We start from the raw sequence: 19,433 nt of genomic DNA on the forward strand, positions 1-19,433 counted from the left end.
CGGGGTCAACGTGCCTGCGGCCGGCCCACGAGTTCCCGGAGCACGTCCTCCATCGTCACCATTCCGGCAAGCCGGTCGTCCTCGTCGAGGACCGCCGCCAGGTGCGTGCGGCTGCGCCGCAGCGCGGTCAGTACGTCGTCGAGAGGCGTGGAAGCCCGGACCCTGGCGATCGGACGCATCGCCGTCACGGGGAAGGGCACATCGCGGGGTGTGGCGTCGAGGGCGTCCTTCACGTGGAGGTAGCCCAGGATCCGCCGCTCGCTGTCCATCACCGGGAAACGGGAGAATCCGGTTTCGGACGACAACCGCTCCAGTTCCTCCGGAGTGGTACCGACCCGCGTGTACATCACCCTGTCCACCGGCAGCACCACATCGCGCACAGGCCGGCGGCCGAGCTCCAGCGCGTGATGCAGCCGCTCGGCCGCCCGGTCGTCGACCAGTCCGGCATCGCCGGCGTCCTTCACCAGACCGGCCAGCTCGTCGTCCGAGAAAGTGGCCGAGACCTCGTCCTTCGTCTCCACCCGGAGCAGCTTCAGCAGTGTGTTGGCGAAGGCGTTGATCGCGAAGATGACCGGGCGCAGCGCCCGCGCCAGCGCCACCAGCGGCGGGCCCAGCAGGAGGGCTGTCCTCACCGGCTCGGCGAGCGCGATGTTCTTCGGCACCATCTCGCCCAGCAGCATGTGCAGGTAGGTCGCCACCGACAGTGCGATCACGAAGGAGATCGGATGCACCAGGCCGTGCGGCATGCCCACGGTGTCGAAGACGGGCTCCAGCAGATGAGCGATCGCGGGTTCGGCGACGATACCCAGGACCAGGGTGCACAGCGTGATGCCCAGCTGTGCTGCGGCGAGCAGCGCCGAAATGTGTTCCAGCCCCCAGATGACGCTGCGGGCGCGCCGGTCCCCGTCCTCGGCCTGCGGCTCGATCTGGCTGCGACGTACGGAGATGAGCGCGAATTCCGCGCCGACGAAGAAGGCGTTCACGAACAGGGTCAGCAGGCCGATGAAGAGCTGTACGGCGGTCATCGCTCATCCTTTGGCAGCTCGTGGGAACCCGGCGGTGGCGCGTGCAGCAGAGCCCGTGCGGCGCGGCGCCCGGAGGCGTCCACCACGTCCAGTCGCCAGCCGGCCAGTTCGATCGAGTCGCCCACAGCAGGGATGCGGCCCACCTCCGTGGCGATCAGCCCGGCGAGAGTCTCGTACGGTCCGTCCGGCACTCTCAGTCCGATCCTCTCCAGCTGGTCGGTCCGGGCGGCGCCGTCGGCCGACCACAGCGTGCGCCCGTCGGCGTCCTCACCGGCAGGTGCGAGGTCCGGTGTCTCGTGGGGATCGTGCTCGTCCCGCACCTCGCCGACCACCTCCTCGACGATGTCCTCCAGGGTGACGACGCCCGCGGTGCCGCCGTACTCATCGATGACGACCGCCATGGCGAGCTTGCCGGAGAGCCGGTCCAGCAACCGGTCCACGGTCAGCGTCTCCGGTACGAGCAGCGGTTCGCGCAGCATGTCGCCTACCCGCTTACGGGGGCGCTGTTCGGCGGGGATGGCCAGCACATCCTTGATGTGGGCGACGCCGACGACGGTGTCGAGGCTGCCCCGGTACACGGGGAACCGCGACAGTCCGGTTGCCCGGGTGGCATTGGCGACGTCCTCAGCGGTGGCCCGCACCTCCAGCGCGGTGACCTGGACCCGCGGGGTCATCACGTTCTCCGCGGTGAGCTCCGACAGGTTGAGTGTGCGGACGAAGAGTTCCGCGGTGTCCGCCTCCAGGGCGCCTGCCTTGGCGGAGTGCCGGGCCAGTGCCACCAGCTCCTGGGGGCTGCGGGCCGATGCCAGTTCCTCGGCGGGTTCGAGCCCGAACCGGCGCACGATCCTGTTCGCGGTGTTGTTCAGGTGGCTGATGAAGGGCCGGAAGACGGCGGTGAAGGCACGCTGCGGGGTGGCCACGGTCTTCGCCACCGCGAGCGGCGAGGAGATCGCCCAGTTCTTCGGGACCAGTTCGCCGACGACCATCAGGAACACGGTGGACAGGGCCGTGCCGATGACGAGAGCCACCGACGAGGCGACGCCGGGCGACAGCCCGACCGACTCGACCGGGCCCCGGATCAGTTTGGCGATGGAGGGTTCGGAGAGCATGCCGACCACCAGATTGGTGACGGTGATGCCCAGCTGGGCCCCGGACAGCTGGAAGGTGAGGCTGCGTACCGCCTTCATGGCGCTCGAAGCGCCACGCTCGCCCTGCTCCACGGCACGTTCGAGTTGGCCGCGCTCGACCGTGGTCAGGGAGAACTCCGCCGCGACGAAGGCGCCGCAGGCCAGGGAGAGCAGTACTGCCACGAGCAGCAGAAGCACTTCGATCATCGGTTCACCTCCGTCCCATGATCGGGCAGGGACAAGGGGAACGCGCGGTGTCGGCTACTGGGAGGCTCGCCCATGGGCGGACGCTCACACCTTTCGTCATGGTCGGCAAGGGGGAGTACTCATAGTAAAGGATCGGCAAAGTGCTGCCGCGCCCGCCTGGCCGGTCGGGCGTACCCGAGCGGGCGCCCAGCAGCACGGTATGCGCTCCCGCCGTGCAGCGGAACGGCCGGCTAGAGGGTCTTCACCCAGCGGCGCCAGTGCTGCTCGCGGTGGTAGCCGGCAGCGTCCCACGCGAGGTGCGCGGGCTCGTTCGCCTCCAGGACCATGGCGTCGACGCGTCGGCCGCCCAGTGCGGCGAACCGCTGCTCCGCCGCCTCCAGCAGAGCCGTGGCGATGCCCTGTCGGCGGTGGTCCGGGTGTACCGCCAGCCGGTAGGCGGAGCAGCGCCAGCCGTCGAAGCCGGCGATGACGGTTCCTACCAGCGCGCCGTCGTGCTCCGCGATCAGAAGCGCCTCCGGGTCCCGCGAGAGGAGCCGGGCCACCCCGTCGTTGTCGTCGCTGATGCTCGTTCCTTCCGCGGACGTGCGCCAGAACCGCAGGACGGTGTCTATTTCGGAGACGGCGGCACAACGGATGTGGATATCACTCATGGGATGAGCCAAACAGAGGGCCGCTCCCTCTCGCGAACCATTTCACCGTTCGGTCAGGCGTGCCCCGGACGGGTGCCTGCCGCCCTTTCGGGAGCCCCGGTTTCAGCGCAGACGCACCGGCAGCGACTCGATGCCGTAGACGATCGAAAGCTTACGGAAAGCGAGGTCCTGCGGCGGTACCGCGAGCCGCATACCGGGAAAGCGCCGGGCGAGGGCCGGGTAGGCCGAGCGCAGTTCCATCCGGGCGAGTTCGGCGCCTATGCAGCGGTGGATGCCGTGGCCGAAGGCGAGATGTACCGCGGGGGTGGTGCGGTCCACATCGAATCGCCCGTCGTCCGTGACGTACAGCGGGTCCCGGTTGGCACCGCTCAGCGAGCAGAGCACCATGTCGCCGCGCGGAATGACGACCCCGGCTATCTCGATGTCCTGGCGGGCGAACCGTGGAAAGGCCATCTGTACGGCGGACAGGTAGCGCAGCACCTCCTCGACGAACGGCACGGTCAAGGTGTCGTCCGTGCGCAGCCTCGCGAGGACGTCCTCGTTCTGCAGCAGTACGAGGGAGCCCAGTGCGATCGTGCTGGCCGTCGTCTCGAACCCACCGGTGAGCACGCCGTCGGCGAGGCCTGCGAGTTCCTCGTCGTCGACACTGTCGCCGTGGTCGCGCACGATCATGCCGAGGAGGCCGTCGCCCGGCTTCTTCCGCTGTGCCCTGACGACGTCCCTGAAGTAGTCCAGCGAAGCCGACATCGCGCCGAACGGGGCGGTCGTTCCGCCGAAGAGGTCGAAACGGTCCATGGCCAGTTGCTGGAAGTCGGCACGGTCCTTGTACGGCACACCGAGCAGCTCGCAGATGGTGAGGGAGGGAATAGGCAGCGCGAACTCGTGGACCAGGTCGACCGGGCCCCGAACGGCCTCCATCGCGTCGAGGCGTTCCTCGACGATGGCATCGATCCTGGGCGCCAGGCGACGGAGTCGACGCATCGTGAACTCCGGGGTGAGGATGCGCCGCAGCCGCGTGTGCACCGGCGGATCGCTGAACCCCAGCCCGCCGGGGCTCTGTTCGGCGGCTACGCCGGCGTTCGTGGCGAGGTGCGCGAAGTCCGTGCTGAAGCCGCCGGTGGAGCCGAGTACGGCTTTCGACTCCTCGTAGCCGGTGACCACCCAGGCATCCATGCCGAAGGGCAGCGAGACCTTGGACACCGGCGCGTCCGCCCTGGCCCTGGCCACCTGGCGCACCGGGTCCAGGCCGTCCCTGCGCAGCAGCATCAGCAGATCCTCGGGCAGCAGCCTGATCGTGGAGGACCCGATCCCGTGCTTCTGAATCCTGGCCCGATAACTGCGACCGAACCTGGCGGTGATGCGGGAACGGAACGTCGTACTCAATCTGCACTCCGTGAGTCGTCGCGGATCTGGAGGGTGGACGCGTTCGAGGCCGGGACACGGCCGACCGGCCGACTGTGCTGATGCCGCCTGCCTGACCAGGCTTTCCTGACCAGGAATTATGACTACTTGTTCGTACGAGGGTGCGATCGGGTGCGGTATCAGCCGGTCGTTTGTCGGTCATGCTCGGTCATGTTCCGACCGTGGGTGCGCCAGCTGTCGACACCGGTGCCCGGCGGGCCTGTGCGGAACAGCTCCCGGCGTGCTCGTCCGCGTGCGACTCCCCTTGCCGATGCTAGTGGTCCCGCGCTAGCGTGATGGGGTGCCCAAGACTCAGCTGAACGTACGAGTGGACGAGGCCACCGCCGAGGCCGCGCGGCAGCGCGCGCTCCAGAGGGGGATGAGCGTGAACCGTTACATAGAGGAGCTCGTCAAGCAGGATGCGGGCGAGGTCGGACACACCTTCGTCGAAGCAGCCGCCGACTTCATGAAGCAGTACGAATCGGTGTTCGCCGAGGAGTTCGGCACGGAGCGCAAAGGCACCCGTTGAATCTCCGGATCCACCTTTCCTGGCTGCTCATGGTCGCGGAGCACAAGACGCCCGGCGACCCACAGGTCACCGACTGGGGCGCTCTGGTCGCCGCGGTCGCCCGCCACGAGGCGGAGATCTTCGGCAGCCCCGTCTACAGTGATCCGCACTCAAGGGCCGCGGCCCTCCTGCAGTTGCTGTTGCACGTGCCCGCGCTGGAGCGTTCCAACGCGATGTTCGCCTCGGCTGTCGCCTACGGCTATCTCGTCGCTTCCGGGCTGAAGGTCATCACCTCGCCCGAGCAGGTGCGCGATCTCGCCCTGCTCGTCAAGGAGGGCAAGGCGGATGTCCGCGCCATCGCCGACGAGCTACGCCAGTGGAGCCTATGAACAGCCTTGGACCCGGCTTGGACCTGCCTGACCCGTCTTGCACCAGTCTGGACCCGTCTTGCACCAGCCTGGGCCCGGCTTGGACTCGGCTTGGACCTGGCTCCGAGTGGCCCTTCGATCAGCCGTTGACCGGGCTTCGGCCGACCCTCGACCAGCGCCGGACCGGGCGTCGAACCAGGCTTCGGCCGGGTCCGGACCGGATACCGGCCCGCCTGACCGCTGACCGCTGACCCGGCGGTCAGCTGGGCCCGGACCGGCCCGGCACCGTGAGCGGTCGTCGTGCGACGCCCAGGACACAGTCGGAGGTGGGGAGCCGGACACCGGACGCGGGAATGCGAAGGCCCCGATGTGTCTCCACCACAAATCCTGCCGCCTCGATCGCCGCCAGCGCGTCGCGCGATGTGTGACAGCCACCGGCCAGGAGCGGCCAGAACGTCCGGTCAAGCACCCGCTGGGTAGCGACCATGGCCCGGCCTCCGGCCCGCACGTGCTCGAAGAAACGCAGTTCTCCGCCCGGACGCAACACCCGTCGGACCTCTGCGAGCGACCGCCGCACATCCCGGACGGTGCACAGCACGAGCGAGACGACGGCCGCGTCGAACGCCCCGTCCCCCACCGGCAGCGCCTCCGCCGTGCCCGGCAGGACATCCACCGGGATCGCGGAGTCGAGCGCGGATCGTACCGCCAGCTGCCGCAGCGTGCGCTCCGGCTCGATCGCCGTCACCTCGGAGACCGTAGGCGGGTAGTGGGCGAAGTTGAGACCGTTGCCCGCCCCGATCTCGATCACGTGCCCCGAGAGTCCTGACAGCAGCTCCGCCCGCACGGCCGCGACACCCGCGGTGGCGTCCGCGGCCACGCTCATCCGGGCGTAGTAGCGGGCGAAGACGGGATGGTGCACCGAGTTCTCGGGGCTCCTCGCGCTACGCAAGCGCATGACGGCTCTCCTCCCATGACGCCCATGACGCCCATGACGCCCATGACGAACTTCTTCGAGACCCACAGTGGACTACGGACCGGAGAGCGAGAGCGCGGGGGCGACGGATGCGCGCCCCAGCCCGGTCCACCCGACCGGCCAACTTCGCATACCCCGATTCTGCCCCGCTCCAGCCCTGCTGCACTCTGCCCTGCTCCGGTCTGCCCTGTCCCGCCCCGCTGGTCCCGGTCTGCTCACCTGCTCAGCCCGTGCTGCTCCGCGCATCCCGCTCAGCCCGTGCTGCTCTGCCCCGCCTGCCCCTGCCCCCTGCCCCGCACGTCCGCCCCTCCACGCGCGACCTGCGTGGCACGCGCGGCACGCGCGGCACGACATGCCACCAGTCAGCAGCCTCGCCGGTGGTTCAACCGGCGGCCCCTCCGGTGGCCCAAGCAGACAGGCCCGCCGGAGGCCACCACGCCCCCGTCAGCCCGGGGGCCGCGTGCCGCCCAGCTGTGGGGCCAGCCAACCCGCGGCCCCCGCCCGGAACTCCGCGGGGCTCAGGGCGCCCGCTCCGTCCGGGATGACGCCCAGCAGTGGCGCGCCCGCGGCCACCGGCAGATCCGTGACGTTGCAGCGCTCCGCCAGATCGGGTTCGGTGGGCATGCTGCCGATCACCACCCCGAGGCAGTCCAGCCCCCGGGCACGCAGGGCCTCCGAGGTCAGCGCCGTGGAGTTGAGCGTGCCGAGCCCGGCAGGCGTCACCACCAGGACGGGCGCCGCCAGCAGCCGGGCGGCGTCCGCGAGCGTCGCGCCCTCGTCGTCGAACCGCACGAGCAGCCCACCGGCGCCCTCGACCAGGACCAGATCGTGCTCGGCCGCCAGTTTCTCGGCCGCCTCGGCGATCTCGTACGGGCGCACCGGTTCCATCCCGGCCCGTCTGGCAGCGGTGGCAGGCGCCAACGGCTCGGGAAAGCGGGCCAGTTCGACCGCCGTCACATGGCTGCCCGCCAGCCGTACCACCTCGGCTGCGTCCCCCGGCTCGCCGGGCGCCAGCCCCGTCTGGGCCGGTTTGAGAACGGCCACCCTGCGGCCTGCCGAGGCCGCCGCCACGGCCGCGGTCACGATCGTCTTGCCGATCTCGGTGCCCGTACCGGTCACCACCAGAACGCCCATCTCAACCCTCCCGCGCCGCCGCGCACACGGCGCGGCAGATCCGTGCCACATCGTCGTCACCCGTCACATAGGGCGGCATGGTGTAGACGAGATCGCGGAACGGCCGCAGCCACACGCCCTCGCGTACCGCCGCCCGTGTCGCGGCCTCCATGTCCACCTCGTGATCGAGCTGGACGACTCCGATGGCGCCGAGCACCCGCACGTCCCGTACCCCTGGCAGTTCCGCCGCCGCGGCCAGGCCGTCGTCCAGACCGGCCCCGATCCGCTTGACCTCCTGCTCCCAGTCCTGACCGAGCAGCAGGTCGATGGAGGCGCAGGCCACCGCCGAGGCGAGGGGATTGCCCATGAACGTCGGGCCGTGGGCGAGGACCGGCACCTCGCCGCGTGAGATGCCCTCGGCCACCGCCGTCGTGCACAGCGTCGCGGCCAGCGTCAGATAGCCGCCGGTCAGGGCCTTGCCCACGCACATCACATCGGGTGAGACCCCGGCGTGTTCCGCTGCGAAGAGCTTCCCCGTACGCCCGAATCCCGTGGCGATCTCGTCGAACACCAGCAGCACATCGTGTGCGTCGCATGCCTCGCGCAGCACACGCAGGTAGGCGGGCGAGTGGAACCGCATCCCGCCGGCCCCCTGGACCACAGGCTCCACGATCACCGCGGCCAGCTCATGGGCGTGGTGAGCGATCAGTTCCCGCAGGTGCGTGGCGTACGCGGCGTCCGGTTCCGCGTCGAAGCCGGCCGGGGGCTCGTCCGCGAAGACCTGCTGCGGCAGGGCGCCCGACCACAGCTCGTGCATGCCGCCCTCGGGGTCGCACACCGACATGGGCTGCCAGGTGTCCCCGTGGTAGCCGCCGCGCCAGGTCAGCAGCCGCCGCTTGGCGGGCCTACCGGCCGAACGCCAGTACTGCAGGCACATCTTCACGGCGACCTCGACCGAGACCGAGCCGGAGTCGGCCAGGAAGACGTGCCGCAACGGCTCCGGAGTGATCTCGACCAGTCGGGCCGCCAGCCGCACGGCGGGCTCGTGGGTGAGCCCGCCGAACATCACATGGCTCATCCGGTCCAGCTGCCCGCGGGCCGCGTCGTTGAGCACCGGATGGTTGTAGCCGTGCACGGCCGACCACCACGACGACATGCCGTCGACCAACTCGTGCTGTCCGTGTACGGGTTCCGCGAGCCGGAGCCGTACCCCGGACGCGGACTCCACGACCAGCGGCTCCTGCCGGCCCGGCATCGGGCCGTACGGGTGCCAGACGTGAGCCCGGTCCAGGGCGCGCAGGGCGGCGAGGGAGAGCGGCTCAGGCATTGGGTGCGAGATCCGTACCCGCGCCGCGACGGCGGACCGCCACCAGATCGGTGCGGGCTGCGGAGGGTTCCGCCGCGGGGACGGTCTCCGCGAGAACGGTCTCCGCCGCCGGAGCGTCACCGCAGGGTGCGCAACCGCCGGAGTGCGACTCACCGGCACCGGCGTGCGAACCGCACCCGCCGGAGTCCGTGCCGCAACCACCGGCGTGCGAACCACAGGCGCCGTCGGCTCCGGCCTCCGAGCGGTGCCGGGGGAGCGTCGTCGTACCCGAGCCCTCCACCTCGAAACCGGCGTCCGCGATCATGTCGAGGTCCGCCTGCCCGGCCTGGCCCTCACTCGTCAGGTAGTCACCCAGGAAGATCGAGTTGACCAGGTGCAGGGCGAGCGGCTGCATCGAACGCAGATGGACCTCGCGCCCACCCGCCAGCCGTACCTCCACATCCGGGCAGACGAACCGCACCATCGCCAGGATCCGCAGGCAGCGTTGCGGAGTCAGGTTCCACTCCTTGGCGAGCGGCGTCCCCTCGAACGGGATCAGGAAGTTGACGGGCACCGAGTCGGGGTCCAGTTCACGCAGCGCGAAGACCACATCGACGAGATCAACGTCGCTCTCACCCATTCCGGCGATCAGCCCGGAGCAGGCGGAGAGCCCCGCGGCCTGCGCCTGGTGCACCGTCTCCACCCGGTCCGCATAGGTGTGGGTGGTCGTGATCTCCCCGTACGTCCCCTCGGACGTGTTGAGGTTGTGGTTGTAGGCGTCGGCACCCGCCGACCGCAGCCGGCCGGCCTGCCCGTCCGAGAGCAGACCGAGGCAGGCACAGACCTCGACGCCCTCGTTCTGTTCCTTGATCGCCTCGATGGTCTGCGAAACCCGGTCGACATCGCGGTCGGTCGGGCCGCGGCCGCTGGCCACCAGACAGACGCGCTTGGCGCCGCCCGCCACCCCGGCGGCGGCGGCCTTCGACGCCTCGTCGGGCTTCAGCCAGGTGTACTTGAGGATCTCGGCCTTGGAGCCCAGCCGCTGCGAACAGTACGAGCAGTCCTCCGGGCAGAGCCCCGACTTCAGATTGACCAGGTAGTTCAGCTTCACGCGCCGCCCGAACCACTGGCGGCGTACCTTTCCGGCCGCGGCCACCACATCGAGCAGATCCTCGTCAGGGGTCGCCAGTACGGCGAGCGCTTCTTCTCGGGTCGGCAGCTCTCGCCGCAGCCCCTTGTCCGCCAGCGTGTTCAGGAGATCCATGGCGTCGATCCTGACGCACGGCACGCCTCCGAGCCAAGGAAGAACCGGACAACAGAGAGGCGTGAGGGTGTGTGCATGGCCACACCCTGTCCGGCTTCGCTCCCGGTTAAGGTCTGTGAGTTGCCTACAAAAGGGACCGCCCATGCCCTTCGCCCCGTTCGACTGGATCGACGACGAGGCGCGCCGTCGCGCGGACGCTGGACTCGTCCGGACGCTCCGGCCCCGGCCCGCCGAGACGGAACTGCTGGATCTCGCGAGCAACGACTACCTCGGCCTGACCAGGCACCCGGAGGTAACCGCGGCAGCGGCCGACGCGGCGCTCCGCTGGGGTGCGGGTGCCACCGGGTCCCGGCTGGTCACCGGCTCGACCGCGCTGCATGCGGAGCTGGAACGGGAACTGGCCGATTTCTGCGGTTTCGAGGCGGCCCTCGTGCTTTCCTCCGGGTACGCGGCCAACCTCGCCGCTCTCACCGCCCTCAGCGGTCGGGGCTCCCTGATCGTGTCGGACGCGGGCAACCACGCCTCGATCGTGGACGGCTGCAGACTCTCCCGGGCCGAGACGGCCGTCGTGCCGCACGCCGACCCCGAGGCCGTACGCAAGACCCTGCAAGCGCACGGAGGCAGGGCGCTGGCGGTCACCGACTCGGTCTTCTCCGTCGACGGCGACGCCGCGCCGCTGGTCACCCTCGCCGAGGTCTGCCGCGCGGAGGGCGCCGCGCTGCTCGTGGACGACGCGCACGGTCTGGGGGTGCTCGGGCACGGCGGTCGCGGGGCGCTGGCGGCGGCCGGACTCGCGGGTGACGAAGGCGTCGTCGGCACGCTCACCCTCTCCAAGTCCCTGGGCAGCCAGGGTGGTGCGGTCCTCGGTCCCGCCCGTGTCATCGACCACCTGGTCAACACCGCCCGCACGTTCATCTTCGACACCGGGCTCGCCCCGGCCGCCGCCGGGGCCGCACTCGGCGGTCTGCGGCTGTTGCGCCGCGAACCGGAACGCGCGGCCAGGGCCCGTGCGGTCGCCACCGCACTGTACGAACAGCTGGCCGAGGCCGGCCTGGCCGCCGTACGCCCCGATGCGGCCGTGGTGGCGGTGCGTGCGCCCTCGGCCGACGCCGCGGTCCGATGGGCGGCCGACTGCCGTACGGCCGGTATGGCGGTCGGCTGTTTCCGGCCGCCCTCGGTACCGGACGGCGTCTCCCGGCTGCGGCTGACCGCGCGCGCCGACCTGACGGACGAGCAGATCGCGACAGCGGTGGCGATCGTGCGGCGGACCGCCCCCGAGGCCTGAAGCGGATCGTGCGGCGGACCGCCCCCGAGGCCTGAAGCGGATCGTGCGGCGGACCGCGCCTCCGGACTCAAGCGCTGATCATGCGGCGGACCGCCCCGGAATCCCGGAGCGGCTCGTACGGCGTGCCGGTCCGGGAGTCGTCAGCCGGCCGGGCCGAGGTCCAGGCCGCAGACGAACGAGGTCCAGGCCGCGTGCGAGAAGCGCAGTGGTGGCCTGGAAACATCCTTGGAGTCGCGAACGGCCAGCCGTCCGGTGCCGTACGAAGCGGCCTCCACGCAGTTGTTCATTCCCGTGCTGCGGCTGCTGCGCCGCCACCGTAACGCGTGCTGTACGAGGCAATCCGACATGACGCCCCCCTCGGGCAGTCCGTAGTTACTGACCGGCGCGGTTGATCGCGGCGATCAGGTCCAACGAGTGCTCCGGCGACAGCGCGTGCGCCTGCAGTGTGCGGAAGGCCGAGCTGTACGCCTCGAGGTCTTCTTTCCGCTCCAGGTAGAGGCTACTCGTCAAATGGTCGAGAACGACCACATCCAGATCAGAAGTGTTCGGAAAAGAGAAGATAACGAAAGGTCCGGTGAGCCCGACGTAGCCGCCGACCGAGAACGGCAGCAACTGGAGTTCGACATGCGGAAGTTGGGTCAGCCGGATCAGGTGGCGCAACTGCTCCCGCATCACCCGGCGGCCGCCCACCGCGCGCCGCAGCACCGCCTCGTCCAGCACCGCGGTCAGCCGCAGCGGTGGATCGCTCCGCAGGACTCCCTGGCGGGCGAGCCGCACCTCCACCAGTGAGTCCAACTGGCCGGCCGGCAGCCCGTCGAGGGAGGCCCGGGTCACCGCCCGCGCGTAGTCCGCGGTCTGCAACAGGCCCGGCACAACCGACGTCTCCAGCGTGCGGGCGGTACGCGCCTGCGACTCCAGGCTGATGAAGTCGCGGTACTGGGGCGGGATGAGGCCCCGGTAGGCGTGCCACCAGCCCGCGCCGCCACCGCCCGCCGAACCCGCGAGTGCCTCCAGGACCCCCCGCAGCTGCGGGTCGTCGACGCCGTACACGTCCAGCAGCCGGGTGACGTCTCCGGGCCGCACCCCGCTGACCCCGGTCTCGATCCGGCTCACCTTCGACTGGTGCCAGCCGAGCAGGTGTGCGGCATTCCGGCTGGTGAGTCCCGTTGTGTGGCGCAGACTTCGCAGCTCCTCCCCGAGCTTGCGGCGTCGCACCGCAGGGCCGTGCTGCATGTGGTGCCTCCCTCCCACTCCCTGCCGAGCGGACAGTGTGTCGCTCCCGCACGGCATCCAGGGAAGAGTTCACCGCTTTGAGCGACAGATATATGCATATCTTGGTGGATCGTCGTCACAGAGGGCAGCATCAATGGCAATCTGGCGCGAAGCGCAGCGGTAACCGATCGCGGGTCGGTACCGGGTGGGAAAGGGGCGGCCGGCCATGGCGGACCATCAAGAGGCGAGCGTCACGCTGCCGAGCGAGCCGGTCTCGGTCTCCGCGGCACGGAGATACGTGGCCCGGGTACTGGCTGAATGGGGGCTTCCCGACGGGGCCGAGGCCGCCGATACGATCCGTCTCATCATTTCGGAACTCGCCACCAACGCCGTCCAGCACACCTTCGGACAGTCGCCCACCTTCACCGTGGACCTCCGGCTGGAGCGCGACGAAGAGCTCCACCTCGGGGTGACGGACAGTCACCCGCGCTGGCCCCAGCGGCTGCCCGCCGCCGTCCAGCAGGACAACGGGCGCGGCATGGTGATCATCCGCTCGCTGGCCAAGGAGTACGGCGGCCGACTGGCCGTCACACCCACCCCCGACGGCGGCAAGACCGTCTGGATCACCCTCCCCTGGAACGTCCCCGTACAGATGTGAGCGGGCCCCGGATCCTGCGCCCCGGACCCGCCCCGGATCCTGCGCCCGGACCCGCCCCCGACCCTGCGCCCCGGACCCGCCCCGGTGCCGTCCGTCCGGCTCACTGCGTCGCGGCGGCCCGCCCGAAGCCGCTGCGCAGCAGGGCGCGCAACGTCGCCGCCGCGGCACTCGACCGGTCACCTCGGTGCACCACCGAGATCGTCCGGCGGAACGCGGCAGGCTCCAGCCTGCGCACGGACAGCGGGGTCGGAGACATCGCGGCGACCATCTCGGGCACCACCGCGATCCCGATGCCCGCGCTGACCAGTGCGCACACCAGCGCATAGCCGGGCGACTCGCAGACCACCGCGGGCAGCGCCCCCGCCTCCGCCAGCGCGCTCTCCACCCCGCGCCGCGGCGGATGGGTGGGTGCGCTGCTGATCAGCGGCCGGCCCGCGAGGTCCGTCACGGGAAGCCGTCCGCTGCCGTCGGCCAGGACCTGTCCGACGGCGGTGATCAGCACCAGCTCCTCGACCAGCAGGGGTTCGGCGCTGAGCCCCGAGGGCAGCGGCGTCGCGGTGGCCGGCTCGTAGGCGTGGGTCAGGGCGAGATCGACCTCGCCCGCCAGAACCGCCGCCACCCCGCCCGGCGGCTCGTACTCGGTGACCACCAGTTCCACATCCGGATGGGCCCGGCGGAAGGCACTCAGCACGGGAGGCAGCAGATGGATGCCCGCCGTGGTGAAGGTGCCGACCCGCAGCCGTCCGCCGGAGAGGCCGGCCAGACGCGCCAGCTCGTGCCGGGCCTGGTCCATCTCGTCGAGGACCCGACGGGCCCGGCCTGCGAGCAACTCGCCCGCAGCGGTGAGCCGGGCGCCCCGGTGGTGCCGGACCAGCAGTGCGGCACCGGCCTCCCGCTCCAGCTTGGCGAGCTGCTGGGAGAGGGCGGGCGCGGTGTAGCCCAGGCGGGCGGCGGCCCGGGTGATCGAACCGGCCTCGGCGACCGCCACCAGCGCGGCGAGCCGCGTCGGGTCGTACATTAAGCATCCCTTTTGGCAGACCCATAAGATTGCAAGTACATGCTAAAGGCTGTTGGGGTCCAGGGTGGAGTCATGGATGCCCAGCTCACCGCCTTCCTCGGGGTCGCCGCCGCCATGGTCGCGCTGCCCGGAGCAGATTTCACCGTCGTCGTACGCAACGCTCTCGCCTCGCGGTCGGCGGGGGTGGCGACGGCCTTCGGCGTCGCCGGGGGACTGCTCGTCCACACCGCGCTCGCCGTCGCCGGACTGGCCGCCGTGCTGGTGGCGGTGCCGGTGCTGTTCCGTACGGTCCAGCTCCTCGGTGGCGCGTACGTGCTCTACCTCGGCATCAGCGCACTGCGCGCCGCCCGGCGCCGCCCCGGCGAGGGGCGCGCCGAAGCCGCGCCGGACCAGGACGACGGCAAACGGGCCGCGAACGGGAACCTGCGGGCGCTGCGCCAGGGCTTCCTGACCAACGCACTGAACCCCAAGGCGCCGGTGCTCTTCCTCAGCCTGCTTCCACAGTTCGTCCCCGCCGGAGCCGCCCCGCTGCCCAGGACGCTCCTGCTCGCCGCGATCGTCGTCCTGCTGGCGCTGATCTGGTTCCCGGCCGTGGCGCTCCTGGTGGACCGCCTGGGCCGGTGGCTGCGCCGGCCGCGCACCGCCCGGGCCATCGAGGGCGGCAGCGGCGCGGCACTCACCGCGCTGGGGCTGGTACTGGTGACCGGCACCCTGCTGCACTGACCAGGGGCCGCTGCCCCGCGGCGGGACGGAGCCGTCAGCTGACCCGCCCGTAGTAGACGCTCTTCGTCCAGATCTTCTCCAGCCGGACCACCGCGCCGGTCTTCGGTGAGTGCCAGATCTTCCCGCTGCCCGCGTAGATGCCCACGTGGTAGACGCCGCTGCCGGAGTGGAAGAAGACGAGATCGCCCTGCCGGCGCTTGGAGGCCGCGATGTGGCGGGTCTTGTTGTACTGCTGCTGGGCCGTCCGGGGCAGGCTCTTGCCCGCCTTCTTGAACGAGTAGAGCGTCAGACCCGAACAGTCGAAGCGGCTGGGGCCGCTGGCGCCCCAGCGGTACGGCGACCCCTTCTTCGAAGCGGCGACGTTGAGCGCCTTCATCGAATGAGTCGCGGCCTGGGCGTCGGTCATGGCGCCGGGGACGAACAACGTGCCGCCGACGGCGGCGAGAGTCAGAGCCGAGGCCGTAGTGGCTCGGGCGAGCAGAGACGGGACATGAACCTGCGCAGTCATGCGCAACCCTTCGTCAGCCGCCTGTGAAGGATGACCTGTCGGGTTCGGGCTGGCGAAGTTGCCCGGCCGCACACGGCGGCTTCACCCCGAGGGACTACCGGAGATCCGGTCGGCCCGTTGTGCTCGGGTCCTCCACTCCTGCCGATCCACTTCTGTCGACCAGGCATCCGGACAGCGGCAGGACTCGGCGTCCGCCCGGACCGCCCCGCCGCGGTGGCGGGGGCTTGTCGTCCCAGGGATCTTGACTCACCGAACGTCGGATTTCCGAGGTGAAACGACGATATGTGAGGCTCGTCACGATTGATCTGTTCGGGTGGGAAGGGGGCTTTCGGGGAGGGGGCCGCCCTCCCCGGACGGTGCTGTACCAGCGACGGAACGGGAGATCTCATCCATCGCCCATCGCGAAAGCGCAAGTTGAGCTGTCCCTCGCGCGAGGGAACACCTACGCCGAACGAGCGAGGGATTTCGGTCCACGCGTCGGGCGTGTCGGCTCAAGGGAGTTGATCAACTCGTCGGGGCCGGTGGCACGGTGACCCGTCCGGCTCGCCGTTCCCCGTCCAGCACCCGCAGAGCCCGCGTCAACGTGGCGGAGTGGATCCGTCCTTCACCCCGCTCGTGCATGAGCGCGAGTGCGTCCCGCAGGGCCGCCGCGTGCGAGGCGAGCGCCTGTGCGGCGCGCAGGGCTCCGTAGGTGTCGTCGGCGCGGGCCGGGTTGATCCGGCCCAGCTGGTCGATGACTTCCAGATAGCGGTCGATGAACTCGCCCTCGGCGCGCGTCAGGGCGGGCAGCGGCGGGAACTCCGGTGGCTGCATCGTGGGTTCACCGCACGGTGGGCGGCGGCGTGGCGGGCCCGCGGTTCTGCACGATGTGGTCGACCAGCCCGTAGGCCTTGGCCCCTTCGGCGTCGAGGATCAGGTCGCGTTCGGTGTCGGCGGTGATCTGCTCGGTGGAGCGGCCGGTGTGACGGGCCAGCAGAGCGGTCAGCGTCTCGCGCATCCGGGCCAGTTCCCCGGCCTCGATCTCCAGGTCGGACGGCTGCCCCTGGACCGGTTCGGGAAGCTCGGGCTGCTGCATCACCACCCGCGCGCCGGGCAGTGCGTGGCGCCGGCCGGGAGAGCCCGCGGCCAGCAGTACGGCCGCCCCGGCCCCGGCCTGGCCGAGGCAGAAGGTCTCCACCTCGCAGGTGAGGTAGGCCATCGTGTCGTACACCGCCGTCATGGCTCCGAACGAGCCGCCGGGGGAGTTGATGTAGAGCTGGATGGGCCGGTCGGGTGCGTTGTGCTCCAGGTACATGAACTGCGCGACCAGGTCGTTGGCCGCGGTGTCGTCGACCGGGGTGCCGAGGAAGACGACCCGTTCGGACAGCAGCTTGGAGTACGGATCGAGCGTCCGCGTCCCCTGGGACGTGCGCTCGGTGAACTCGGGCAGTACGTAGCGTGCGGCGGGGCGGTGCATGGCGGGAGACCTCTCCTCCGGGGTGCGAGGGCCGGGGAGGGCGCCTGCGCACGCGTCTGTAGAAAATGTACAGGACGTACAGAAGGTTATGATGGGGAGCATGGCCTATGAGATTCCGGTGACGCAAGCCCGAGCTGAGCTCGCCGAACTGATCAACCGCGTCGTCTACGGCGGTGAGCGGGTGGTCGTGACGCGGCACGGCAAGCCGCTCGTGGCCCTGGTGTCGGCCGCTGACCTGGAGCGACTCGAGAAGGACGAAGCGGTGGAGCAGGAGCAGGTGATCAGTTCGGTCTCCTCGATCGGCTCCTCCTCGTCCGCTCCCGGCGAACGGCGCCGCTTCGGGATCGCGGCGGAGCACCGGGGGCACCAGCACCCGGGCGACTGACGCACGAGAGCCGTGCACCCCGGCCCTCGACGGGCGGGACGCACGGCTCCTGCGGGATGTGGGACGCGGGTCAGCCGGTCAGTACGGGCCGGCGTTCGGGCTCCGTGATGGCGGGCTCCCCGGTCGTGGTCGTGCGGCGGCCGCCGACGAGTACCGCGGCCAGTCCCAGTGCGGCCCACAGGGCGAGGGCCAGGAGTGCCCGGCCCGCCGCGTTGCCGTCGAAGAAGGCCACGGAGCGCAGTAGTGACCCGCCCGCGCCCGGCGGCAGCCACTGGCCGATCACCCCGACCGGTCGCGGCAGCAGTTCGGGTGCGCTGGTGACGCCCGAGAAGGGGTTGCCCACCAGCACCATCAGCAGCGATCCCAGCCCGACGCCGGCGGTTCCGACCAGTGCGGCGAGCCCGGCCACCGTCGCCCCGATCGCGAGTACCGTGATCCCGAACGCGCCCGCCTCGCTCCACCAGTCACCGGTCATCACCCCGAGCCAGCTGTCCGTGAGTGCCGTGGCCACGATTCCCACGAGAGCGGCGACGCCGAGCAGGGCCGCGGACGCCCGGGCGCCGCGCAGTCCCAGCAGCGTCACCGCGGCGCCGGCGGCCACACCCGCGATGGCCAGGGGCAGGGTGCTCGCGCCGAGGACGCTGCCGCGCGGATCGGCTGCCGGGGCCGCCACCACGTCCGTGGCTGGTACGTCGGTGCCGTCCGGGGTCTGGGCGGCGACCGCGTCGTGCAGCAACTGGGCGACCACCGGGCTCGCCGCGGAGGCCGTCAGCAGCGCGGGGCCCTTCGGCGTGACGGCCACCGCGCCGTATACGGTCCGGTGTTCGATCGCGGTGCGGGCGGCGGCCTCGGAGCCGTAGCGGTGGATCTCGAAGGCGCCGTCGCGCTGTTCGAGGCGGTTCTGGAGCTGATCGGCGGCCGGGCCGGAGCCGATGACGCCTACGGGGAGATCGCGCGGGGCCATCCGTGCCGCGGGCCAGGCGAAGGCCCAGAGGGCGAGAGCCACCACGGCGGGTACCAGGAGGACGACCGCCACCAGGCGGCGGTTGGGGGTAGCGGCCATGACGGCGGCCTCGATTCAAAGAGAATGATTGTTCGTTTTATATGGAGGTCCCACTGTCCCGCCGGTCCCGGACCTTGTCAAGAAGGAACGTTCGTTTTAGATTGAGGGCATGGCTCGTGTATCCCAGGAACACCTCGATGCCCGTAGGCGACAGATCCTCGACGGCGCCGCGCGCTGCTTCGCCCGCGACGGTTTCCACGGCACCTCCATGCAGGACGTCCTGAAGGAGGTCGGACTGTCGGCAGGTGCCGTCTACCGCTACTTCAGCGGCAAGGAGGATCTGATCGCGGCCATCGCCGGGGAAGCCGTCGGCGGCGTCCGGCAGGCATTCGAGCAGGCCACCCAGGTCAGCCCGCCGCCCACTCCCGATGTCCTCATCGGCCGCGTGGTGCGCACCCTGTTCGGTCAGGCGGACGGCGGCCGCGGGCTGGACCGCCGGGCGTACGCGGGGCTGATCGTCCAGGTGTGGTCCGAGGCCCTGCGCAGCGAACTGCTGGCGGCCACCCTCGGTGAGGCCTACGAGGGGCTGCGGGTGGCGTGGTCCGAGCTGGTCGCGGTCTACCGGGCGAGTGGTCTGCTCGGCGCCGATGTGCCCGACGAGCGGGTCGCCCGCACGCTGATCGCCACCGCCCAGGGATTCATCGTCCAATTGGCCGTGTTCGGTGACCCCGGGGCCGAGATGCTCGAGGACGGGTTGCGCGGGCTCATGTCCATGGATCTGCAAAAGGCCAGTTAACGCGCCGGAAAAACTTCGGCTCTAACGTGCAATACCTCGCCGTGCGACACCGGTTCGACGTTCAACGTTCTGTTGAAGGCGGCTAGTGTCGCGCTGCGCCCAGGGCCGGTACTGGGCGGACGACTGTGAGGTGGACACGTGCAGCTGACCCCGCACGAGCAGGAACGCCTGCTCATTCACGTAGCCGCGGATGTGGCGCACAAGCGCCGCGCCCGCGGACTGCGGCTCAACCACCCCGAGGCCGTCGCCCTCATCACCTCGCATCTGCTGGAGGGCGCACGCGACGGTCGTACGGTCGCGGAGCTGATGGCATCCGGCCGCAAGGTGCTCAGCCGCGACGACGTCATGGACGGCATAGCCGAGATGGTCCATGACGTGCAGGTCGAGGCGACCTTCCCGGACGGCACCAAGCTCGTCACCGTCCACGACCCGATCGTCTGACGGGCC

The 19,433-nt window shown here is 70.6% G+C and carries 23 protein-coding genes and 1 riboswitch; of the genes, 8 read left to right on the forward strand and 15 right to left on the reverse strand.

Annotation, left to right across the window (positions count from 1 at the left end):
* Nucleotides 1–5: 5 nt before the first annotated feature.
* The 4 genes from ACFVJX_RS23945 to ACFVJX_RS23960 form a co-directional block, all read right to left on the reverse strand.
* Entirely contained in the window at nt 6–1,025 is a 1,020-nt protein-coding gene (locus ACFVJX_RS23945; protein WP_384129673.1) for a hemolysin family protein, read from the reverse strand.
* Complete coding sequence (locus ACFVJX_RS23950; RefSeq protein ID WP_384129670.1) at nt 1,022–2,359, reverse strand: hemolysin family protein; 1,338 nt, start codon at nt 2,357–2,359, stop codon at nt 1,022–1,024. The genes ACFVJX_RS23945 and ACFVJX_RS23950 overlap by 4 nt, the downstream gene beginning before the upstream one ends.
* A 230-nt stretch (nt 2,360–2,589) precedes the next feature.
* On the reverse strand, nt 2,590–3,009 hold the full coding sequence (locus ACFVJX_RS23955; RefSeq protein WP_384129667.1) for a GNAT family N-acetyltransferase: 420 nt from the start codon (nt 3,007–3,009) through the stop codon (nt 2,590–2,592).
* Nucleotides 3,010–3,111: 102 nt separating this feature from the next.
* On the reverse strand, nt 3,112–4,392 hold the full coding sequence (locus ACFVJX_RS23960; protein WP_384129664.1) for a cytochrome P450: 1,281 nt from the start codon (nt 4,390–4,392) through the stop codon (nt 3,112–3,114).
* 319 nt (nt 4,393–4,711) lie between these two features.
* On the opposite strand from ACFVJX_RS23960, the gene ACFVJX_RS23965 reads away from it, so the two are divergent.
* Together ACFVJX_RS23965 and ACFVJX_RS23970 are read left to right on the forward strand one after the other, a co-directional pair.
* On the forward strand, nt 4,712–4,939 hold the full coding sequence (locus ACFVJX_RS23965; protein ID WP_073750044.1) for an antitoxin: 228 nt from the start codon (nt 4,712–4,714) through the stop codon (nt 4,937–4,939).
* Nucleotides 4,936–5,307 (forward strand): fic family toxin-antitoxin system, toxin component, encoded by a 372-nt coding sequence (locus tag ACFVJX_RS23970; RefSeq protein WP_145767569.1) that lies wholly within the window; start codon nt 4,936–4,938, stop codon nt 5,305–5,307. The genes ACFVJX_RS23965 and ACFVJX_RS23970 overlap by 4 nt, the downstream gene beginning before the upstream one ends.
* A 238-nt stretch (nt 5,308–5,545) precedes the next feature.
* Here ACFVJX_RS23970 and ACFVJX_RS23975 read toward each other — a convergent pair whose 3' ends face one another.
* From ACFVJX_RS23975 to bioB, 4 genes are all read right to left on the reverse strand, one after another.
* A complete protein-coding gene (locus tag ACFVJX_RS23975) occupies nt 5,546–6,241 on the reverse strand; it encodes a class I SAM-dependent methyltransferase (RefSeq protein ID WP_384129660.1) in 696 nt (231 codons plus the stop codon).
* A gap of 462 nt (nt 6,242–6,703) precedes the next feature.
* Nucleotides 6,704–7,393, reverse strand: coding sequence for a dethiobiotin synthase (bioD, locus tag ACFVJX_RS23980; RefSeq protein ID WP_384129657.1), 690 nt, complete (start codon nt 7,391–7,393; stop codon nt 6,704–6,706).
* 1 nt (nt 7,394) lies between these two features.
* Nucleotides 7,395–8,699, reverse strand: coding sequence for an adenosylmethionine--8-amino-7-oxononanoate transaminase (locus ACFVJX_RS23985; RefSeq protein ID WP_384129654.1), 1,305 nt, complete (start codon nt 8,697–8,699; stop codon nt 7,395–7,397).
* Nucleotides 8,692–9,942 (reverse strand): biotin synthase BioB, encoded by a 1,251-nt coding sequence (gene bioB / locus ACFVJX_RS23990; protein ID WP_384129651.1) that lies wholly within the window; start codon nt 9,940–9,942, stop codon nt 8,692–8,694. Before bioB ends, ACFVJX_RS23985 begins: the two co-directional genes overlap by 8 nt.
* Nucleotides 9,943–10,084: 142 nt before the next feature.
* On the opposite strand from bioB, the gene ACFVJX_RS23995 reads away from it, so the two are divergent.
* A complete protein-coding gene (locus ACFVJX_RS23995) occupies nt 10,085–11,227 on the forward strand; it encodes an 8-amino-7-oxononanoate synthase (RefSeq protein WP_384129648.1) in 1,143 nt (380 codons plus the stop codon).
* Between the two features lie 140 nt (nt 11,228–11,367).
* On the opposite strand, the gene ACFVJX_RS24000 is transcribed toward ACFVJX_RS23995, so the two are convergent.
* Together ACFVJX_RS24000 and ACFVJX_RS24005 are read right to left on the reverse strand one after the other, a co-directional pair.
* Entirely contained in the window at nt 11,368–11,574 is a 207-nt protein-coding gene (locus ACFVJX_RS24000; RefSeq protein ID WP_384129645.1) for a DUF397 domain-containing protein, read from the reverse strand.
* A gap of 25 nt (nt 11,575–11,599) precedes the next feature.
* Entirely contained in the window at nt 11,600–12,460 is an 861-nt protein-coding gene (locus tag ACFVJX_RS24005; RefSeq protein ID WP_384129642.1) for a helix-turn-helix domain-containing protein, read from the reverse strand.
* Between the two features lie 205 nt (nt 12,461–12,665).
* Here ACFVJX_RS24005 and ACFVJX_RS24010 point away from each other — a divergent pair, with 205 nt between their 5' ends.
* Nucleotides 12,666–13,097, forward strand: coding sequence for an ATP-binding protein (locus ACFVJX_RS24010; RefSeq protein WP_384129640.1), 432 nt, complete (start codon nt 12,666–12,668; stop codon nt 13,095–13,097).
* A gap of 100 nt (nt 13,098–13,197) precedes the next feature.
* On the opposite strand, the gene ACFVJX_RS24015 is transcribed toward ACFVJX_RS24010, so the two are convergent.
* Nucleotides 13,198–14,115, reverse strand: a complete 918-nt coding sequence (locus tag ACFVJX_RS24015) for a LysR family transcriptional regulator (protein WP_384129637.1) — start codon at nt 14,113–14,115, stop codon at nt 13,198–13,200.
* A gap of 72 nt (nt 14,116–14,187) precedes the next feature.
* On the opposite strand from ACFVJX_RS24015, the gene ACFVJX_RS24020 reads away from it, so the two are divergent.
* Nucleotides 14,188–14,838, forward strand: a complete 651-nt coding sequence (locus tag ACFVJX_RS24020) for a LysE family translocator (protein ID WP_384129634.1) — start codon at nt 14,188–14,190, stop codon at nt 14,836–14,838.
* 34 nt (nt 14,839–14,872) lie between these two features.
* Here the strand turns inward: ACFVJX_RS24020 and ACFVJX_RS24025 are convergent, their stop codons facing one another.
* The 3 genes from ACFVJX_RS24025 to ACFVJX_RS24035 form a co-directional block, all read right to left on the reverse strand.
* A complete protein-coding gene (locus ACFVJX_RS24025) occupies nt 14,873–15,346 on the reverse strand; it encodes a C40 family peptidase (RefSeq protein WP_384129631.1) in 474 nt (157 codons plus the stop codon).
* Nucleotides 15,347–15,349: 3 nt separating this feature from the next.
* Nucleotides 15,350–15,522, reverse strand: a riboswitch (cyclic di-AMP (ydaO/yuaA leader).
* A 328-nt stretch (nt 15,523–15,850) separates the two neighbouring features.
* On the reverse strand, nt 15,851–16,159 hold the full coding sequence (locus ACFVJX_RS24030) for a hypothetical protein (protein WP_384129628.1): 309 nt from the start codon (nt 16,157–16,159) through the stop codon (nt 15,851–15,853).
* Between the two features lie 7 nt (nt 16,160–16,166).
* The gene (locus ACFVJX_RS24035; RefSeq protein ID WP_384129625.1) at nt 16,167–16,802 is read right to left on the reverse strand and encodes an ATP-dependent Clp protease proteolytic subunit; all 636 of its coding nucleotides are present in this window, start codon (nt 16,800–16,802) and stop codon (nt 16,167–16,169) included.
* Nucleotides 16,803–16,902: 100 nt separating this feature from the next.
* Here ACFVJX_RS24035 and ACFVJX_RS24040 point away from each other — a divergent pair, with 100 nt between their 5' ends.
* Entirely contained in the window at nt 16,903–17,187 is a 285-nt protein-coding gene (locus ACFVJX_RS24040; RefSeq protein ID WP_384129622.1) for a type II toxin-antitoxin system Phd/YefM family antitoxin, read from the forward strand.
* A gap of 70 nt (nt 17,188–17,257) precedes the next feature.
* On the opposite strand, the gene ACFVJX_RS24045 is transcribed toward ACFVJX_RS24040, so the two are convergent.
* The gene (locus ACFVJX_RS24045; RefSeq protein ID WP_384129619.1) at nt 17,258–18,250 is read right to left on the reverse strand and encodes an ABC transporter permease; all 993 of its coding nucleotides are present in this window, start codon (nt 18,248–18,250) and stop codon (nt 17,258–17,260) included.
* Nucleotides 18,251–18,359: 109 nt separating this feature from the next.
* Here ACFVJX_RS24045 and ACFVJX_RS24050 point away from each other — a divergent pair, with 109 nt between their 5' ends.
* Together ACFVJX_RS24050 and ACFVJX_RS24055 are read left to right on the forward strand one after the other, a co-directional pair.
* The gene (locus tag ACFVJX_RS24050; RefSeq protein WP_384129615.1) at nt 18,360–18,986 is read left to right on the forward strand and encodes a TetR/AcrR family transcriptional regulator; all 627 of its coding nucleotides are present in this window, start codon (nt 18,360–18,362) and stop codon (nt 18,984–18,986) included.
* A gap of 138 nt (nt 18,987–19,124) precedes the next feature.
* Nucleotides 19,125–19,427, forward strand: coding sequence for an urease subunit gamma (locus tag ACFVJX_RS24055; protein WP_384129612.1), 303 nt, complete (start codon nt 19,125–19,127; stop codon nt 19,425–19,427).
* The last annotated feature ends 6 nt before the right edge of the window (nt 19,428–19,433 follow it).

The sequence above is a fragment of the Streptomyces sp. NPDC127177 genome, from assembly GCF_042672475.1.
GTDB lineage: Bacteria > Actinomycetota > Actinomycetes > Streptomycetales > Streptomycetaceae > Streptomyces.

Bases quoted from the DNA above. Each gene is read 5' to 3' on its own strand.
- ACFVJX_RS24030 (WP_384129628.1), bottom strand. From the start codon at position 16,159: ATGCAGCCACCGGAGTTCCCGCCGCTGCCCGCCCTGACGCGCGCCGAG.
- ACFVJX_RS24045 (WP_384129619.1), bottom strand. From the start codon at position 18,250: ATGGCCGCTACCCCCAACCGCCGCCTGGTGGCGGTCGTCCTCCTGGTA.
- bioB (WP_384129651.1), bottom strand. From the start codon at position 9,942: ATGGATCTCCTGAACACGCTGGCGGACAAGGGGCTGCGGCGAGAGCTG.
- ACFVJX_RS24035 (WP_384129625.1), bottom strand. From the start codon at position 16,802: ATGCACCGCCCCGCCGCACGCTACGTACTGCCCGAGTTCACCGAGCGC.
- ACFVJX_RS24025 (WP_384129631.1), bottom strand. From the start codon at position 15,346: ATGACTGCGCAGGTTCATGTCCCGTCTCTGCTCGCCCGAGCCACTACG.
- ACFVJX_RS24010 (WP_384129640.1), top strand. From the start codon at position 12,666: ATGGCGGACCATCAAGAGGCGAGCGTCACGCTGCCGAGCGAGCCGGTC.
- bioD (WP_384129657.1), bottom strand. From the start codon at position 7,393: ATGGGCGTTCTGGTGGTGACCGGTACGGGCACCGAGATCGGCAAGACG.
- ACFVJX_RS23945 (WP_384129673.1), bottom strand. From the start codon at position 1,025: ATGACCGCCGTACAGCTCTTCATCGGCCTGCTGACCCTGTTCGTGAAC.
- ACFVJX_RS23995 (WP_384129648.1), top strand. From the start codon at position 10,085: ATGCCCTTCGCCCCGTTCGACTGGATCGACGACGAGGCGCGCCGTCGC.
- ACFVJX_RS24005 (WP_384129642.1), bottom strand. From the start codon at position 12,460: ATGCAGCACGGCCCTGCGGTGCGACGCCGCAAGCTCGGGGAGGAGCTG.
- ACFVJX_RS23975 (WP_384129660.1), bottom strand. From the start codon at position 6,241: ATGCGCTTGCGTAGCGCGAGGAGCCCCGAGAACTCGGTGCACCATCCC.
- ACFVJX_RS23985 (WP_384129654.1), bottom strand. From the start codon at position 8,699: ATGCCTGAGCCGCTCTCCCTCGCCGCCCTGCGCGCCCTGGACCGGGCT.
- ACFVJX_RS24050 (WP_384129615.1), top strand. From the start codon at position 18,360: ATGGCTCGTGTATCCCAGGAACACCTCGATGCCCGTAGGCGACAGATC.
- ACFVJX_RS24000 (WP_384129645.1), bottom strand. From the start codon at position 11,574: ATGTCGGATTGCCTCGTACAGCACGCGTTACGGTGGCGGCGCAGCAGC.
- ACFVJX_RS24020 (WP_384129634.1), top strand. From the start codon at position 14,188: ATGGATGCCCAGCTCACCGCCTTCCTCGGGGTCGCCGCCGCCATGGTC.
- ACFVJX_RS23955 (WP_384129667.1), bottom strand. From the start codon at position 3,009: ATGAGTGATATCCACATCCGTTGTGCCGCCGTCTCCGAAATAGACACC.
- ACFVJX_RS24015 (WP_384129637.1), bottom strand. From the start codon at position 14,115: ATGTACGACCCGACGCGGCTCGCCGCGCTGGTGGCGGTCGCCGAGGCC.
- ACFVJX_RS23950 (WP_384129670.1), bottom strand. From the start codon at position 2,359: ATGATCGAAGTGCTTCTGCTGCTCGTGGCAGTACTGCTCTCCCTGGCC.
- ACFVJX_RS24040 (WP_384129622.1), top strand. From the start codon at position 16,903: ATGGCCTATGAGATTCCGGTGACGCAAGCCCGAGCTGAGCTCGCCGAA.